Consider the following 16,423-nt stretch of genomic DNA (forward strand, 5'->3'; position numbering starts at 1 on the left):
TCAGCTGCCCACGTAGCGCGACAAGCCTTCCACCAAGGCGTCGAAGACGACGCGGCAAGGCGTGTTCTGGCGCAGGTCCTCATGCATGGCGACCCAGGTTTCCAGCGGCCAGCTGAACTGGTCGGCCAGCACGCGCTCCAACGGCGGCTCGCGCCGTGCCAGCGCGACCTGGCAGGCGCCAATGCCGCCGCCGGCGCGGATCAGGGCGAGTTGGGCCAAGTCGGAATCGCAGCGCAGCGCGAAGCTGTCGCGGGTGATGCCGCCCAGGCGCTTGACGCCGGCGCGGGTGAAGGGCGTCACGCGGTCGAAACCGACCAAGGTGTGGCCGGCCATGTCGGCCAAGCTGGTCGGCCGGCCATGGCGGTCGAGGTAGTCGGGGCGGGCATGCAGGCCGAGTTCGATGCTGCCGATGCGGCGCGCGATCAGCTGGCCCTGCTCGGGGGGCGTCATGCGCACGGCGATGTCGGCCTCGCGGCGCAGCAGGTCCTGCAGCTGATTGCTCAGGGCCAGCTCCAGCACCAGGCCGGGATGGGCCTCGCGCAGCGCGGCGAAGACACCGGCCAGCACCTCCACGCCGATGACTTCGCTGGCCGTCACCCTCACCGTGCCGCGCACCTCGTCGCCCCGGGCCGTCGCCGCCCGCTGTAGGGCCGCCGCCGCCACTTCCATCTGCTCGGCGTGAACGCGCAGGGACAGGGCCGCTTCGGTGGGCAGCAGGCCGGTGGAAGAGCGCGTGAACAGCGGCTGGCCCAGGGCCTGCTCCAGGGCAGCCACATGGCGGCCCACGGTCGGCTGGGTCAGGTCCAGCAGCCGCGCAGCGCCCGACAGCGAGCCCTCGCGCAGCACGCCAAGAAAGCTGTGCAGCAGATCCCAGGGCAAGGTCGAAGCCATGCATAAATGTATAGCCGTAAGACCATCTTCAGCAATTCCCAACAGGGTCGCGGGTTTCCAGAATCCATCCCATCAACTTCAGGAGAACAGCGATGCAAGGCAAGGACAAGACGGCCCTGGTGCTGGGCGCAAGTGGTGGCATCGGCGGTGAGGTGGCGCGCCAGCTGCGCGACACGGGCTGGACCGTCAAGGCCCTCAAGCGCGGCTTGGCGGCGGCGCACGAGCTGCGCGACGGCATCCACTGGCTGCGCGGGGACGCGCTGAATGCGCTGGACGTGGCCGGCGCCGCGCAGGGCTGCAGCGTCATCGTGCATGCCGTCAATCCGCCGGGCTACCGCGACTGGGATCGCCTCGTGCTGCCCATGCTCGACAACTCGATGGCCGCCGCCACGGCCCAGCAGGCGACGCTGGTGCTGCCGGGCACGGTCTACAACTTCGGGCCCGACGCCTTCCCGCTGCTGCGCGAGGACTCGCCGCAGCACCCCGTCACGCGCAAGGGCGCCATCCGCGTGGAGATGGAGGCCCGGCTGCACGCAGCGACGGCTCGTGGCCTGCGTGTGCTCATCGTGCGTGCCGGCGACTTCTTTGGCCCCCAGGCCGGCAACAACTGGTTCTCCCAGGGCCTCATCAAGCCGGGCAAGGCCGTGACGAGCATCAGCAACCCCGCCGCAGCCGGCGTCGGCCACCAATGGGCCTATCTGCCCGACGTGGCCCGCACCCTGGTCGAGCTGCTGGCCCGGCGCGCCAGCCTGCCCGCCTTCGCCAGCTTCCACATGGCCGGCCACTGGGACGCCAGCGGCCGCCAGATGGCCGAGGCCATCCAGCGCGTCACGGCCCGCCACGGCCGCAAGCCGCGCATCGCCGCCCTGCCCTGGTGGCTGCTGGATCTGGCCTCGCCCTTTGTCACCACCTTCAAGGAGATGCGCGAGATGCGCTATCTGTGGCAGCAGCCGGTGCGCATGGACAACGCCCGCCTGCTGGAGGTGCTGGGCCACGAGCCGCACACGCCGCTGGACGAGGCCGTCGAGACCGCGCTGCGCGGCCTGGGCTGCCTGCCACAGCGGCCCAGCCGTAATATGCCTTCCAGCTCATTCGCCGGAACTACCTCATGACCTATTGCGTCGCCATGCGCCTGCGTGCGGGCCTGCTGTTCGCGTCCGACACCCGCACCAATGCGGGCGTCGACCACATCGCGAGCTTTCGCAAGATGTACCAGTTCCAGATCCCGCACCAGCGCGAGATCGTCATCCTGACCGCGGGCAATCTGGCGACGACGCAGTCCGTCATCTCGGTGCTGAACCAGCGCCTGCACGGCGAGGGCGACCACCTGCTCAATGTGCCAACGCTGTACGACGCCGCCGTGCTGCTGGGCCGCACGATGAAGGAGATCGTCAACCGCGACAGCGACAACCAGCACAACGGCGTGGACTTCGGCGCCAACATGCTGCTCGGCGGCCAGATCAAGGGCGAGGGCCCGCGCCTCTTCCACATCTATCCCCAGGGCAATTTCATCGAGGCGACGGAAGACACGCCCTATTTCCAGATCGGCGAGAGCAAATACGGCAAGCCCATCATCGACCGCGTCATCCGCTACGACACCACGCCGCTGGACGAAGCCGCCAAATGCACCCTGGTCAGCTTCGACTCCACCATCCAGTCCAATCTGTCGGTCGGCCTGCCCATCGACATGCTGATGCTGCGCGCCAACCAGTTCGAGATGGCCATGAAGCCGCCCCACCGCATCGAGCGCGACGACGCCTATTTCCAGGCCCTGCGCAAGGGCTGGAGCGCCGGCCTGCGCAAGGTTTTCGACGAGCTGCCCAACGAGCCCTGGTTCGACGTTGACGGCTGATCCGCTGCCATCTCCCGGCGCGAAGCCTGACAACGGTGTCTCACTCATTCGGGGCTGTCGATGTTTTTGACATTCAGATGACAGTCCAAAAGTCAACAACATGGAAATCAACAACTTAGGGGGGTTGGCCCGATAAATGCTCATTTCTCACCGTGAAGTTCACGCTTCGCGTCAGAGGTGACATATGAAAAAGACATCCTGGGGCATCCGTTCGCAGTGGCTTCTGGCCCTGCTCCTTCCGGCCGGCCTGGCCAGCGCGGCACCGCTGCCGGTCTATTCGCCCAGCTACCCCTCTCCCAATTCGGCCTGCGCCACCTTCGGCAACTTCGTGTCCTGCTCCACCAAGGTGCTGGACAACCTGGCCTCCCGCGGCTTTGCGGGCTTCAACGGCCCCTACGGTTTCTCCGCCAGCCAGGGCGCGCTGATCGACACCATCGTCGTCACCGCCAACAACGGCAACATCCTCAACAACGGCGACCAGATCAATCCCTCCGAGGACGGCTTCTCGTCGAACAATGGCGGCAACAAGAAGTACTTCTTCACCGGCGACGGCAACGACCCGACCAACAACGGCGCCCTGGCCGGCGACACGCCATTCAGCTGGGACACCAGCATCAACGCCCTCAACCAGAAGCTGACCTTCGGCGGTGCCTACCACCAGATGGCCATCGCCTTCGACTTCAACAACCCGCAGAACGACACCTCCAGCATCCCCATCTGGGCCCTGGTGACGATTCGCGATACTGACGGCAATCTGGGCAACCAATACTTCGAGACCCAGGCGCTGGATCCCAACGGCATCTTCAAGGACCCGTCGCTGCACACATCGACCAAGACCTTTGACGGCAACAACATCACGACGCCCGGTGCGGCCGACTTCGCGCTGACCGTGGGGGCCGTCTGCGTCGTCGACGCCTTGGTCTCCTATCCGTCGCCCAATGGCTCCAGCTGCCCGAACGGCGGCCAGCTGGTCAACACCAACCAGGCGTCCAACGAGGTCGAGTTCATCAACTATCTGCCGACGCTGGACCTCAGAAGCCTGCAGGCCCAGGGCTATGACACGATGTCGGTGCAGGTCTGGATGGGCTGCTTCAACACGGGCGTGAATGGCGCAGGCCCGGCTCTGGCGGGCGGCGGCTCCGTCGGCCCCTGCGACACCGGCGGCTTTGGCGACATCTTCCTGATCGCCGGCGCAGCCGAGCCCGGCCGCGTGCCCGAGCCGGGCACCCTGGGACTCACCGGCCTGACCCTGCTGGGCCTGCTGCGCCGCCGCGGCCGTTAGGCCGGGCCGAGCACGCGCATCGAATAGTCGACCGCCCTGACATCCTTGGTCAGGCGGCCGATGGAGATGCGGTCCACACCGGTGGCGGCGATCCAGCGCAGCTGATCCAGGGCCACGCCGCCGGACACTTCGAGCAGCGCGCGGCCGGCGTTCACGGCCACGGCCTCGCGCATCTGCGCCTCGCTGAAGTTGTCCAGCAGCACGCTGACGGCGCCGGCCTCCAGCGCCTCCTTCAGCTGCTCGATGGTCTCCACCTCGATCTGGATGTCCACGCCCGCCTTCAGTTCCTGGGCCGCGCGCAAGGCCGCGCCGACGCCGCCGGCCGCGGCGATGTGGTTCTCCTTGATGAGGATGCCGGCGTAAAGCGCCAAGCGCTGGTTCTGGCCGCCGCCGACACGCACCGCGTACTTCTGCGCCAGGCGCAGGCCGGGCACGGTCTTGCGTGTGTCGAGGATGGCGCAGCCTTGTGGTTTGGGGCTGGCGCCGGCCACCGCGTCCACATGGGCTCGCGTGAGCGTCGCCGTGCCCGACAACAGTTGCAGGAAGTTCAGCGCGGGCCTCTCGGCGCTCAGCAGCGCTCGGCCATCGGCCTCGATGCGGCAGACGATGCTGTCTGCCGTCATCAGCGCGCCTTCGTCGTAAAGCCATTCGATGCGGGCCGTAGCGTCCAGCGCGGAGAACACGCCTTCGAACCACTCGCGCCCACACAGCACCGCGGCCTCGCGCACCCGCACCTGGGCGGCTACGCGCCGGCCCGCCGGAACGAGCAGGGCCGTCCAGTCGCATTTGCCGATGTCCTCGGCAATCGCTTCCTGGATATTGCGGGAACGGGCCTGGCCCAGCGTCTCTTCGGTCGAGAACATGTTCACTCCGCCGGGCCGACCGTCAGCCGGATCTCGCCCAGGCCTTCGATGCGGCCCACCAGCACGTCGCCCGGCACGACGGCACCGACGCCGGCCGGCGTGCCGGTGTAGATCAGGTCGCCGGGGTGCAGGTGGTAGAGATGGGACAGGTTGGAGACGATCTCGGCCTGGTTCCAGATCATGTCGGCCAGGTCGCCGCGCTGCTTCTCGACGCCATTGACGGCCAGCGTGATGGCGCCCTTGTCGAGGCTGCCCAGCTCGCTCTTGCGCACGATGTCGCTGAGGATGGCCGACTGGTCGAAGCCCTTGGCCGTGTCCCAGGGCTTGCCGGCCGCCTTGGCCGCGGCCTGCAGGTCGCGGCGCGTCATGTCCAGGCCCGCGGCATAGCCCCAGATGGCGGCGACGGCCGCCTCGGGCGAGACCTTGAAGACCGGCGCGCCGATGGCCAGCACCAGCTCCATCTCATAGTGGTAATTCTTGGTTTCGGTCGGATAGGGCACCGTCGAACCCGAGGCGGTGAGCGCGCTGGCGGGCTTGGTGAAATAGAAGGGGGGCTCGCGCGTCGGGTCGGCGCCCATCTCGCGGGCATGATCGGCATAGTTGCGGCCGACGCAGAAGATGCGGCTGACCGCGTAACGGGCGTCCGTGCCGCGCACGGCGGCGCTGGGGATCTCCGCCGGAGGAAAGACGAAATTGCTCATGGCATGGCTTCGACATTGCAGGAACAGCACGCAGCATACTGGGCTGGCCATGGCGCTGCTGCTGGCCGCGCTGATGACCGGCTGCTCCACGACACGCCCGACGGTGCCGCCGGTCAGCATCGACCGCGACGGCCCCCTGCCCAACCCGCCGCCCGACCTGGCCAAGGTGCCTGACGCGCTGCCGCGCATCGAGTCCGTGCGCAATGGCGGCCCCAACAAGCCCTATGAGGTGGGTGGCGAGCGCTACGAGCCCCTCAGCGGCGACACGCCCTATGCCGACCGCGGCCTGGCCTCCTGGTATGGCCGCAAATTCCACGGCCGGCCCACGGCCAGCGGCGAGGTCTACAACATGTATGCGATGACGGCCGCGCACGCGACCCTGCCCATCCCCAGCTATGCCCGCGTGCGCAACCCGGCCAACGGCCGCGAGGTCATCGTGCGCATCAACGACCGCGGCCCCTTCCACAAGGGCCGCATCATCGACCTCAGCTACACCGCCGCCCTCAAGCTCGATGTGCTGCGCGGCGTCGCGCCCGTGGAGGTCAGGCGCATCACTTATGCCGAAATCCGTGCCGGCAACTTCCAGAAGCCGGCGGACGAAACACCGCCCGTCTTCGCCCCTGACACGCCGCCCGGCGGGCCGCAGCGCGAGACGACGGCGACCGTGGCCGGCAAGGTCTCGGCGGCCTGGCTGCAGTTCGGCGCCTTCGCCAAGCTGGACGGTGCCGAGGCGCTGCGCCAGCGCATCGCCGAGGCCGACCTGACCCTGCTGCCGCTGCTGACCGTCGTGCGCGAGGGCGGCCTGCACCGGCTGCGCGCCGGGCCCTTCCCGAGCGCGGACGAGGCCCGCGCGACCGCCACGCGACTGCGCGACGAGGCCGGCATCGAGGCTAGCCTGGTGGACAGGCGCTAGCGGCCCCCGGCCACGTCCAGCAGCGTGCCCACCGTGTAGCTGGACGCATCGCTGAGCAGCCAGACGATGGCCTCGGCGATCTCCTCGGCGCGGCCCATGCGCTGCATGGGGATGTCCTTCACCTGGGCCTGGGCACGCTCCAGCATGCCGCTGGTGGCGTGGATGTCGGTCTCGATGATGCCGGGCCGCACGCCGTTGACGCGGATGCCTTCTCCGATCAGCTCCCGTCCCAGGCCCTTGGTCAGCGTGTCGACGGCGCCCTTGGTGGCGGCGTAATCCACGTAGATGCCGGCCGAGCCGAACTCGGCCGCGCGCGAGCTGAGGTTGACGATGGCTCCGCCCGCGCCGCCGCGCGCCGTGCTCATGCGTCGCGCCGCCTGCTGGCAGCACAGCAGCGTGCCCATCACATTGACGTCGAAGAGGCGGCGCCAGCGCTCGGGTGTCATGGCCTCCAGCCGCGCCGCCGGCGCGACGATGCCGGCGCTGTTGACCAGGCCCGCCAGCCGCCCGCCGGCTGCGTCCAATTTCTCGAACATGGCGCCGACTTGTGCCGGGTCGGCCACGTCAGCCTGGATGGGCAGCGCGCGCCGGCCCAGTCCGTGCAATCTGGCCGCGAGCGCCTGGGCGGCGCCGCTATCCTGGGCGTAGTTGATGGCCACGTCCCAGCCCGCCTCGGCGCAACGCAGCGCCGTCGCGGCGCCAATGCCTCGCGAGCCTCCGGTGATCAATACCCAAGCCGACATGGCCGGCATTGTGGCGTGGTCGGAGAAGATGCGCGGTTCACCCCAAGCTGCATGGATTTCCTCGACGTTCCCACCGTCCTCCAGGTCAGTGCCCTCTTCAATCTGATGGCGGCCCTGGCCTGGCTGACGCTCGCCCAGGTCTTTCGCATCGCGCCGCGCGCCGGCCGGCTGATGGCGGCCGCCCATCTGGTGCGCATCGCCTCCCAGGGCTGCGGCGACTGCATGGCCGGCTGGCCCGGCCTGGCGCAACAGGCCATCCCCGAGTTCGGCCTGCTGGCCTGCATGCTGCTGCTGATGATGGCCTTGAGGCGCATGCTGCGCAGCCGCCATCGCCCGCGCGACATCAACTGGATCGCCGGCCTGGGCGCACTCGGCATCACGCTGGGCCTTGCCGGCGGCTCGGGCCTGCTGCCCCAGCTGGCCAGCACGCTCAGCGCCACGGCGCTGGGCCTGCTGGCCGTGCGCGAGGTCATCCGCGGTATCGGCGGCCAGCTGTCGCGCATCGTCACCGCCTGCACCGCCCTGCCCTTCGCGGCCCTCGTCGCCGTCGGCGCAGCGCATGCCGTCGAGCTGCTGGTCGTGCCGGGCTGGGAAGACCACTTCCTGCGCGGCGACCTGCCGACACCGGCACGGGCCGTGCTGTGGTTCGTCGTCACCGCGGCCATCACGCTGAGCCTCATCGCGCTGATGATCTGGCGCCTCATCACGCGCATCCAGCACCTGACGCACCGCGACCCGCTGACCGGCGCGCTGAACCGCCGCGCCTTCGAGTTGGCCCTGTCCGAAGCCCAGGCCCAGCTGCAGCGCGGCCATGGTTTCGCGCTGGCCATGATCGACATCGACCACTTCAAGCGCATCAACGACGAGCATGGCCACCAGGCCGGTGACGCTGCGCTGCAGCATTGCGTGCGCGTCTGGCAGGCCAGCCTGCGCGAGGTGGACCGCCTCGGGCGCCTGGGCGGCGAAGAGTTCTGCGCCCTGCTGCCGCTGAACGGGCCCAGCGACCTGGCCACCGCCGCCAGCGTGGCCGAGCGCCTGCGCCACAGCCTGGCCGCCCAGCCCCTGCACTGGAAGAACCTCGAGTTGCCGCTGTCGGCCAGCTTCGGCGTGGCCCTGCCGGTGGGGGGCGACCCACGCGGCGAGATCGGCCTGGCGCGCGCCGACGCCGAGCTCTACCGCGCCAAGGCCGAGGGCCGCAACCGCGTCTGCGTGGCGACTCATCTGGCCGGGATGGCGCCCGCATGATCACGCCCGCCCAGACCCTGACGCTGCTGGCCGCCATCATCCTCATCGCCGGGGTGGCCACCTTCGTCTGGATCGCGCTGGCCACGGTGGCCCGCATCGCGCCGCGCGCGTCGCTCGCCATGGCCGCGGCCAATGCGGCCGCCTCGGCCTCGCTGACCCTGCATGTGCTGCGCGGCGTGCTGCCCGACGCCTTCACCTACTGGCCCGGCGACGTGCTGGCCATCACCTCCTTTGCCCTGCTCGGCGCCGCCGTGCCGGGCATCACGACGCGCGAGCTGGTCTGGAAGCCGGGCGCCGTCGTCGTCGCCGTGGCCGCCCTGCTGCTGCTGGCCCAGCCCTATGAAGGCGACCTGCGCTGGCAGGCCCGCGTCGTCAACGGCGCCGGCGCCGGCCTGACCCTGGCCGCCGGCATGCTGGCCTGGCGCGCCCTCGGCCGCAGTGCCACCGGCCGGCGCACGCCCGCGCCGCTGGCCCTGCCCCTCTTCCTCATCGCGGCCCTGATGGCCGCGCGCGGCCTCGAGACCTTCACCAACCCCGGCCGCACGCCCGACCTGCGCGTGCCCACCGACTTCAACCTCGTCTTCCTGTGGACGGCCCTGGTGCTGGCCCTGCTGCAGAACGCGACGCTGGCCTTCCTGGTGCTGATGCGCCTCATCAATCGCATCGAGCGCCTGCTGGAGCGCGACCCGCTGACCGACACGCTGAACCGCCGCGCCTTCGACCAGGCCCTGGAGCAGTCCCACGCCTGGCTCAAGCGCGGTCGCGGCTATGCCCTGGTCATGATCGACATGGACCGCTTCAAGCAGCTCAACGACACCCTGGGACACGCCGCCGGCGACGCGGCGCTGCGCCAGATGGTGCTGGAGCTGCAGCCCTGCGTGCGCGAGGTGGACCGCTTCGGCCGCCTGGGCGGCGAGGAGTTCTGCGTGCTGCTGCCCGACACCGACATCGCCGGCGCCGCCCTGGTGGCCGAGCGCATGCGCATGCTGGTGGACGAGGCACCGCTGCGCTGGCTGGAACAGGACTGGCATCTGAGCGCCAGCTTCGGCATTGCCGAGGCCGAACGCGACGACGCCAGCGGCGACCTGGTGCTGGCCCGGGCCGATGCGGCGTTGTATCGCGCCAAGAACCAGGGCCGAAACGTCGTTCAGGCCTAGCGGACCTTGGCGAAATAGGCGTCCACGCCGAGCAGCATCTCCTCGGTGACCTGGCTCCAGTAGTGGAAGCTGTGGGCGCCGGCATCCTCGCGGTAGTCCGGCGGCTGGCCCTGAGCGCGCAGCGTGGCGAGCAGCGTGCGATTGCCGGCGATCAGATCGTCCTCGGTGCCACAGCGCAACACCAGGGTGACTGGCAGCTTGCCGGCGCGCTTCACGGCGGCGATCAGCTCGTCGGGATACCAGCCGCTCAGCCCATAGGCATAGCCCCAGCGCTGCGGTGCCGCCAAGGGCAGCTTGACGGCACCATGGCCGCCCATGGACATGCCGGCAAGGGCCGATTGGGCGCGCGAAGCCTGCAGGCCGTAGCGCTCTTTCAACCAGGCCGGCAATTCGTCGACGATGAAGCGCTCCGCCGGGCCGTCATAGGGCCGGCCGTTGCTGCTGGGCATGACGATGACGAAGGGCTTGGCGCGGCCGCTGGCGATGAGGCGGTCGGCGTAGCGTTCGATATGGCCGGTGCGAAACCACTGGTCGGCGTCCATGCCGCCGCCATGCAGCAGGGTCAGCACCGGCAGGTCCTGGCCGCGCTCGAAGCCGGGCGGCAGATAGACATTGACCTTGGCCGGGCGGCCAAAGGCGGCCGACGCCACCTCATGCGTCTCGACGCGGCCGCGGCCCGTGGCCGGCGGCGTCCACGCGCCCTCGCCAACGAAGACGAAGGAATGCTGGCCGCCCTGGCCATCGGCGTCGTGGTCGGATGTGGCCGGGTCATGGGTCCAGCGGCCGTCGACGACGAATTTGTAGAGCCACTGGCCCGGCGCCAGGTCCAGGCTGAGCCGCCAGACGCCGTCCTTGCCACGCGCCATGGCCTGCTTGTGCCGGTCCCAGCCTGTCATCTCCCCGGCCAGGAAGACCTGGCGCGCCTGCGCCGCCTCGAGCGTGAAGGTGACGGGCTCGGCTCCCACGCTGGCGGTGAGAACAAGCAGCAGGGGCAACAACAACAGCTTCTTGGCTTTCATTCGGCTTGCGCAGGAACTGAAGGCCGCGAGATTGCCACAGACTGCGGCCCATGCTGCGCGCATAGTTCCGCCGCCAACTACCCATCACCCCCATGGACCTCGACCCCAAAGACCTCGTCGACCAGGCCGCCGAAGCCGCTGAAGCCGCCCAGGAGGCTCGCACGGCGCGCCTGAATGCCGCCGTCGCCATCACCGTGGCGGTGCTGGCCACCTTCATGGGCATCTGCAAGGTCAAGGACGACAACATCGTTCAGGGCATGCAGCAGGCCCAGGCCGACAAGCTGGACTACTGGGCCTACTTCCAGGCGCGCACCATCCGCGCCGACGTCGCCGAGCAGTCCGCCACCCAGCTCGAGCTCGCCAAGGGCGGCGCACCGGCCGCTCAGGCCGCCGACTACGACAAGGCCATCGCCGCCTACCGCGCCAAGACGGCCGACCAGCTCAAGAAGCGCGACGAACTCAAGGCCCAGGCCGAAGCGGCGCAGACGACCTACGAGACCCTGAACCGCCGCGACGACCAGTTCGACCTGTCCGACGCCCTGCTCGCCATCGCCATCGCCCTGCTGGCCGTGACGGCGCTGACCCGGCTGTGGCCGCTCTACTTCGTCGCCCTGCTGCCGACCTTCTTCGGCGTGCTGATGGGCGTGGCCGGCCTGGGCGACCTGCCCATCCATCCCAATATGCTGTTCAGGCTGCTGTCCTAGGGCTGGCGGGCCTCAGCGCTCGCGCCGGTAGTGCACGGCGATGGCACCGTTGCGCAGCGGCTGCGCCGACACCAGCTCGAGCCGGCGCGTGCCGGGCAGCCCGCTCTGGTACAGGGTCGGGCCGTGGCCGGCGATCCTGGGGTGGATGAGGAACTGGTACTCGTCGATCAGATCCAGCCTGTCCAGCTCGGCCGCCAGCTTGCCGCTGCCCAGCAGCACACCGGCCGGGGTCGCGTCCTTCAGCGCCTGCACGGCGGCACGCAGCTCGCCGGCGACAGGGTGGCTGTGGGTCCACGGAAAGTCCTTGCGCGTCTTGGACACCACGTACTTCGGCTTGGCCTCGAGCTTGACCGCCCACTCGCGCAATGCCGCCGGCGCCTCCACGTCGCCGCGGGCGACCGCCGGCCAGTAGCTCTCCATCATCTCGTAGGTGACGCGGCCCCACAGCATCGCCCCGCTCTCGTCCATGAGGCGGGTGAAGAAGGCGTGGGTCTCGTCGTCGGCGATGCCCTCCTGGTGGTCGACGCAACCGTCCAGGGTGGTATTGATGCTGAAGGTCAAGAGCCCCATGCGGCGAGTCTCCGGCAAAGCTGGCGTCGATGAATCGTCAATGATCTGCGCCCATGATTTGAGCATGCAGGCACGGCCTCCTAGCCTCGTCGGCTCAGCGCCCGGCCCAGATGGCGGGCGACCTGGCCCATGGCCTTCTGTCCCTGGGCGCAGGCCATGCCCTCGCCGTGGATGATGACCGTCGCCTCATGGAAGCCGCATTGCGCCCACGCCAGCGCCGCAGCGAAGACCTCGTCGGCAACGGCGTCGCGCCTTTCGCTGAGGGAGCGCATGCCGTCCAGGTTCAGCAGCACAAAGCCCTGGCTGACGCCGCATCGCAGCCACAGGCCTTCCACCTGGTGCAGGCGGCTCGCGATCGTGTCGGCGGACAGGCTGCGCGTGTCGCAGGAGAGGGGCAGCTTCCAGAAGTCCTGGCCGCCGACCACATGCTCAGGCGCACCGAACCAGGCCGTGGCCGACATCTCGATGTTGTCGGGCGCGTCGACGGGCCACTGGACCCGGGCGCCCGATGCCGTGCCCGAGGCGCAGGCCGGCGTGCCGATGACGAGCAGCCCCGACCGCATGTCGCAGGCCAGTGCCTGGCGCAGCGATCGGCGCTCCCGGCACAGCACGACCGGCAGATAGCTGTAGCCCTCGTCCAGCGACGCGGGGCCCTCGCGGGCGAAGGCGTCGGAGCGCGCCTTGATGCCGGCCCACTCGACGAAGCCGGCCCGCAGCAGCTCCAGCGGCAGGGACCCACGGCCGGCCCTGAAGTCCTCGCCGGTGGCATCAACCAGATAGGGCAGGCGCTGCCTGAGGAGGTCCTGGTTGGCGCGCGGGGTGGAGGCCAGGAACAGGTCGGGGGCATGCATGGCTTCATGATGGGCAGGGCAGGCTGGCCTTTGAAGAGCCACCTGCTCTGGCATCGCAGGGAGCCGTTTCAGCAGCGCGGCTTCCAGCGCAGGGCCTGGACCGGCCTGCCGCTCGAAGCATCAGTCAGCACCAGGGCGACCTCACGCACGCCGTCCAGCTCGGCTTCGTACTCCAGCCGCACAGGCATGCCCGGCGCCAGCTTGAAGGGGGGCAGCTTGCGGTAGTCGCGCACGACGAAGTCATGCTTCAGCGTGAGGCCGGCGTTCTCGCCCCCGCCCACATAGCTGCTCAGGCCGTTCTCGCTGGCGGCCCAATAGCCGGCCAGTTCCAGCGTCCTGGATGCCTGCGACGACACCTGTGCGGAGAGCCGACGCCCCTCGGCCTGCATCTCCACGGCCACGCCCGCGTCCACGGCGGCAGGGATGGGCGGCAGCGTGCGGTCCCGCCCGTTCACCAGCACCTGGGGCGTGTAGATGCCGGGCGCCCCGCTGGCGGCCAGCATCTCCTTCTGGCGCCGCGTGTAGGCGGCGCTGGCATAGCGGTCCTTCCAGCGCTTGTCGTCGAAGTAGTCGACATGGAAGGCCAGCGGCAGCACGGACTTGTCGCCCGCCAGCGTGGACAGCCAGGCCTCGATGGGCGGGCAGCTGCTGCACTTCTCCGAGGTGTAGGTCTCGACGACGGTGGGCGGCGGGCCGCTGGCCTTCAGCGCGCAGGCCTCACCTGGCGCCGCAACGGCCGGCAAGGCCGCCAGGACGGCGGCCAGGGCGACCACCAGCAGGGCCGCCGCCCACGCCTCAGAAACGGTACGTCGCGTTGACATAGGCGAGCCTGCCGCGCGGGTCGTACAGCGACACGTCATAGCCGTACTGGAACTGGTTGCTGACGAAGATATAGGTCGGCGGATCCTTGTCGAAGAGGTTCTTGACGCCCAGCGTCAGCTGCAGGCCGCGCCAGCCCTTCCAGCTCAACTGCGCGTCATAGAGGGCCTGGCTGGGCACATGGTGGGCATTGCCATTCAGGTCGTCACCATCGCGATAGCCGGTGTAGTAGTTCTGCACCAGCGTGGCGGACCAGGGCCCCTGGGTCCAGGTGGCGCTCAGCATGTGCTTCCAGCGCAGCACCACGCCGCCGCCATTGGCCCCCAGCACCGGCGAGCCGTCGCTCTCGACGGTGGTGCCCACCTTGTGCGACAGGAAGCCGCCCGGGCTGGCCTCGTCGAACTTGCTCATATAGGTGCCGACGAGGTTCACGTCCAGGCGCCCGAAGGCATAGGTGTCGCGCCACAGCAGGTCGACGTCGACGCCGGACAGCCGGGCGTCACCGGCATTGGTCAGCGCGGTGACGATCTGCTGGATCTCGTTGGCCTGGCTCACCCGGACCAGGCCCGCATAGGCCGGGTCGCCGCGGCGGAAGCCCGACACCACCTCCTGGGCCGAGGGCGTGTTGATGATGTCCTTGAGGCGGATCTGGAAGTAGTCGACGGTGGCCGAGAACTGGCGGATGGGCGACAGCACGAAGCCCACCTGCTTCTGGCGCGACTTCTCCGGCTTCAGGCCGGGATTGCCGCCCGACAGCGCGTTGACCTGCAGGTCGGTCTGGCCGGTCGCGGGGTCGTCGAACTGCTCCGAGGAGCCCAGGGTCTGGGGCGTCCACAGGTCGACCAGGGTGGGCGCCCGAAAGCCCGTGCCCGCCGAGGCACGCAGCACCAGGCCGCTGGCCGCCCGCCAGCGCAGGCTGGCCTTGGTGTTGGTGGACGAGCCGACGTCGTTGTAGCGGTCGCTGCGGGCCTCGATGGAGGCTTCCAGGGACTTCAGCACCGGCACGCTCAGCTCGCCGAACAGCGCCTTGACATTGCGCGAGCGGTCGATGGGCGCCACCGAGCCGCCCAGGCCCGCGATGTCGCCGCTGAAGAGTGCGGCGGAGGGGTCGGTCTTGTAGGCCTCCTTGCGGACCTGGAAGCCGAGGGCGTACTGGGCGGCACCGGCCGGCAGCGTGAAGGCCGGGCCGGTCACCTTGCCATCCACCAGATCCGTCTTGGCCAGGCCGTTCAGGGTCTGGCCGGTGTAGGCCGTGGCCTTGAGCTTGTCCACCAGCGCCTGCGATTGCTGGCCGCCCGTGGCCCAGGGGTTCCACAGACTGTTGTTGGCGGGATCGTTGATGACGGCCGCATAGCCGACCTGCGAGAAATAGCCGTTGACGGCCTGGCCCCTGAGCTTGCTTTCGTTGTGCGACACGGCCAGCTCGTAGTCGTGCTCGCCGACATGGCCGTTGGCGCCCAGGGTGAGGCGGGCCTGGGTGCTGGTGTCGGTGTTGATGCGGTTGCCCAGGGCCGACTCGCGCACCGTCACGGCCAGCGGTTTGCCGATGAGATCGGTGAAGCCGCGCGACTGCAGATAGCTGGTCGGGTAGTTGGGGTTGCCGGGCAGCAGCAGCAGGGCCGGATCCACATGGCGCTGGCCGAACAGGTCGTCGGTCTCCAGGAAGGAGGCGCGGATGGGGCTGGGTTGAAAGCTTTGCGTGATCTTGCTCTGGCCCCACAGCAGGTCGGCGAACACCTCGAGGTTGTCGCTGGCCTTCCAGGTCAGGTTGGCGGTGAGGTTCTTCAGCTCGCGCTCGGGGACCAGGCCCACATAGGGCGCGCTGTCAAACGAGCAGACCGGAGCGCCCTGGTAGCCCCCGCTGGCGCGCTTGAACATGCCGATGGTCGTGCAGTCCACCGGGCTGCCGTAGCTGCTGTTGGGCGAGCGGAAGAAGCGGTAGCCCGGCGTGGCCTCGACCTCCTGCAGCGTCTTGCCGGGGATCCAGGCGCCTTCGATATTGCCCTGGCCGGTGGCGCCGTTGGTGTAGAAGGGCGGCACATTGCCGCTGCGGGAGAAGGCTCGTTCGCGGCCGAACAGGGCGTCCTCCTTCTCATAGGCGGCCGAGGCGACGACGCTGAAGCGGTCGGCCTCCAGGTCGCCAAAGCCGGCGACGATGGAGGCCTTTTTGTTCTTGCCGCCGCCGTCGCGTGTCGGCGCACCGGCCGACACGCCGACCTGCACGCCGTCGAAGGCCTTGGTCAGGATGAAGTTGACGACGCCGGCGACCGCGTCGCTGCCGTAGACGCCCGAGGCGCCGTCCTTCAGGATCTCGACGCGCTCGATGGCGGCCAGCGGGATGGTGTTGACGTTGACCGAGGCCTGGGCACCGCCCGGGAAGGGCGCCAGGCGTCGGCCGTTGACGAGCACCAAGGTGCGGTCGGCCGTCAGGCCGCGCAGCGAGACCGAGGACAGGCCGCCCGTGGACGCCCCCGCGCCCATCGCATTCGTCGTCGAGCCCATGCCGGAGGCCGCCGAGATCGAGGCCAGCAGCTGCTCCGTGCTGGTGGCGCCGGTGCGCGCGATGTCGGCCTTGGTGATGATCTGCACGGGCAGGGCGGTCTCGGAGTCCACGCGCTTGATGGAGGAGCCCGTCACGACCACGCGCTCGAGCTGCCCGGTGGCGTCGGGGGTCTGGGCCAGGGCGCTGGAGCAGAGCGTGATCGTGAAGAGTCCCCGCACCAGCAGGGCTATCGGTTGCAGTGGTTGTGGGTTCATGGCTGTCGGCCGTCTCAAACAGTGATGACGCAGCCAGTCTCAGACGCCCCCCAGAT

At 69.4% G+C, this 16,423-nt stretch carries 16 protein-coding genes; 7 read left to right on the top strand and 9 right to left on the bottom strand.

What is annotated here, in order from left to right; all coding sequences use genetic code 11:
• Window positions 1-891 (bottom strand): LysR family transcriptional regulator, encoded by an 891-nt coding sequence (locus J2X20_RS14570; protein WP_310265980.1) that lies wholly within the window; start codon window positions 889-891, stop codon window positions 1-3.
• Window positions 892-983: 92 nt separating this feature from the next.
• Here J2X20_RS14570 and J2X20_RS14575 point away from each other — a divergent pair, with 92 nt between their 5' ends.
• The 3 genes from J2X20_RS14575 (at window position 984) to J2X20_RS14585 (ending at window position 4,025) form a co-directional block, all read left to right on the top strand.
• Window positions 984-2,003 (top strand): NAD(P)H-binding protein, encoded by a 1,020-nt coding sequence (locus tag J2X20_RS14575; protein WP_310265982.1) that lies wholly within the window; start codon window positions 984-986, stop codon window positions 2,001-2,003.
• On the top strand, window positions 2,000-2,743 hold the full coding sequence (locus J2X20_RS14580) for a proteasome-type protease (protein WP_310265985.1): 744 nt from the start codon (window positions 2,000-2,002) through the stop codon (window positions 2,741-2,743). The genes J2X20_RS14575 and J2X20_RS14580 overlap by 4 nt, the downstream gene beginning before the upstream one ends.
• A gap of 184 nt (window positions 2,744-2,927) precedes the next feature.
• Complete coding sequence (locus J2X20_RS14585) at window positions 2,928-4,025, top strand: PEP-CTERM sorting domain-containing protein (RefSeq protein ID WP_310265987.1); 1,098 nt, start codon at window positions 2,928-2,930, stop codon at window positions 4,023-4,025.
• Here J2X20_RS14585 and nadC read toward each other — a convergent pair.
• A complete protein-coding gene (nadC, locus tag J2X20_RS14590) occupies window positions 4,022-4,888 on the bottom strand; it encodes a carboxylating nicotinate-nucleotide diphosphorylase (RefSeq protein ID WP_310265989.1) in 867 nt (288 codons plus the stop codon). The two genes, J2X20_RS14585 and nadC, sit on opposite strands and share 4 nt — an antisense overlap.
• A 2-nt stretch (window positions 4,889-4,890) precedes the next feature.
• Window positions 4,891-5,589 (bottom strand): fumarylacetoacetate hydrolase family protein, encoded by a 699-nt coding sequence (locus J2X20_RS14595; RefSeq protein ID WP_310265991.1) that lies wholly within the window; start codon window positions 5,587-5,589, stop codon window positions 4,891-4,893.
• A 49-nt stretch (window positions 5,590-5,638) separates the two neighbouring features.
• On the opposite strand from J2X20_RS14595, the gene J2X20_RS14600 reads away from it, so the two are divergent.
• Window positions 5,639-6,502, top strand: a complete 864-nt coding sequence (locus J2X20_RS14600) for a septal ring lytic transglycosylase RlpA family protein (RefSeq protein ID WP_310265993.1) — start codon at window positions 5,639-5,641, stop codon at window positions 6,500-6,502.
• Here the strand turns inward: J2X20_RS14600 and J2X20_RS14605 are convergent.
• Complete coding sequence (locus J2X20_RS14605) at window positions 6,499-7,245, bottom strand: SDR family oxidoreductase (protein ID WP_310265995.1); 747 nt, start codon at window positions 7,243-7,245, stop codon at window positions 6,499-6,501. The genes J2X20_RS14600 and J2X20_RS14605 overlap by 4 nt on opposite strands.
• A gap of 51 nt (window positions 7,246-7,296) precedes the next feature.
• On the opposite strand from J2X20_RS14605, the gene J2X20_RS14610 reads away from it, so the two are divergent.
• Entirely contained in the window at window positions 7,297-8,490 is a 1,194-nt protein-coding gene (locus J2X20_RS14610) for a GGDEF domain-containing protein (RefSeq protein ID WP_310265996.1), read from the top strand.
• Complete coding sequence (locus tag J2X20_RS14615; protein WP_310265998.1) at window positions 8,487-9,647, top strand: GGDEF domain-containing protein; 1,161 nt, start codon at window positions 8,487-8,489, stop codon at window positions 9,645-9,647. Before J2X20_RS14610 ends, J2X20_RS14615 begins: the two co-directional genes overlap by 4 nt.
• Here J2X20_RS14615 and J2X20_RS14620 read toward each other — a convergent pair.
• A complete protein-coding gene (locus J2X20_RS14620; protein ID WP_310266000.1) occupies window positions 9,644-10,666 on the bottom strand; it encodes an alpha/beta hydrolase-fold protein in 1,023 nt (340 codons plus the stop codon). The two genes, J2X20_RS14615 and J2X20_RS14620, sit on opposite strands and share 4 nt — an antisense overlap.
• Window positions 10,667-10,758: 92 nt before the next feature.
• On the opposite strand from J2X20_RS14620, the gene J2X20_RS14625 reads away from it, so the two are divergent.
• Complete coding sequence (locus tag J2X20_RS14625; RefSeq protein WP_310266003.1) at window positions 10,759-11,370, top strand: DUF4337 domain-containing protein; 612 nt, start codon at window positions 10,759-10,761, stop codon at window positions 11,368-11,370.
• Window positions 11,371-11,382: 12 nt separating this feature from the next.
• On the opposite strand, the gene J2X20_RS14630 is transcribed toward J2X20_RS14625, so the two are convergent.
• The 4 genes from J2X20_RS14630 to J2X20_RS14645 all read right to left on the bottom strand — a co-directional run bounded on the left by J2X20_RS14630 (window position 11,383) and on the right by J2X20_RS14645 (window position 16,367).
• A complete protein-coding gene (locus J2X20_RS14630; RefSeq protein WP_310266005.1) occupies window positions 11,383-11,940 on the bottom strand; it encodes a dihydrofolate reductase family protein in 558 nt (185 codons plus the stop codon).
• An 80-nt stretch (window positions 11,941-12,020) separates the two neighbouring features.
• Window positions 12,021-12,791 carry a hypothetical protein gene (locus J2X20_RS14635; protein ID WP_310266007.1) on the bottom strand — a complete coding sequence of 257 codons (771 nt, stop codon included), beginning with the start codon at window positions 12,789-12,791 and terminating at the stop codon, window positions 12,021-12,023.
• A gap of 68 nt (window positions 12,792-12,859) precedes the next feature.
• Complete coding sequence (locus tag J2X20_RS14640; protein WP_310266009.1) at window positions 12,860-13,612, bottom strand: DUF1223 domain-containing protein; 753 nt, start codon at window positions 13,610-13,612, stop codon at window positions 12,860-12,862.
• Window positions 13,587-16,367, bottom strand: a complete 2,781-nt coding sequence (locus tag J2X20_RS14645) for a TonB-dependent receptor (protein ID WP_310266011.1) — start codon at window positions 16,365-16,367, stop codon at window positions 13,587-13,589. Before J2X20_RS14645 ends, J2X20_RS14640 begins: the two co-directional genes overlap by 26 nt.
• Window positions 16,368-16,423: the final 56 nt, after the last annotated feature.

Origin of the sequence: Roseateles saccharophilus (genome assembly GCF_031458095.1) — a bacterium.
GTDB lineage: Bacteria > Pseudomonadota > Gammaproteobacteria > Burkholderiales > Burkholderiaceae_C > Pelomonas > Pelomonas saccharophila_A.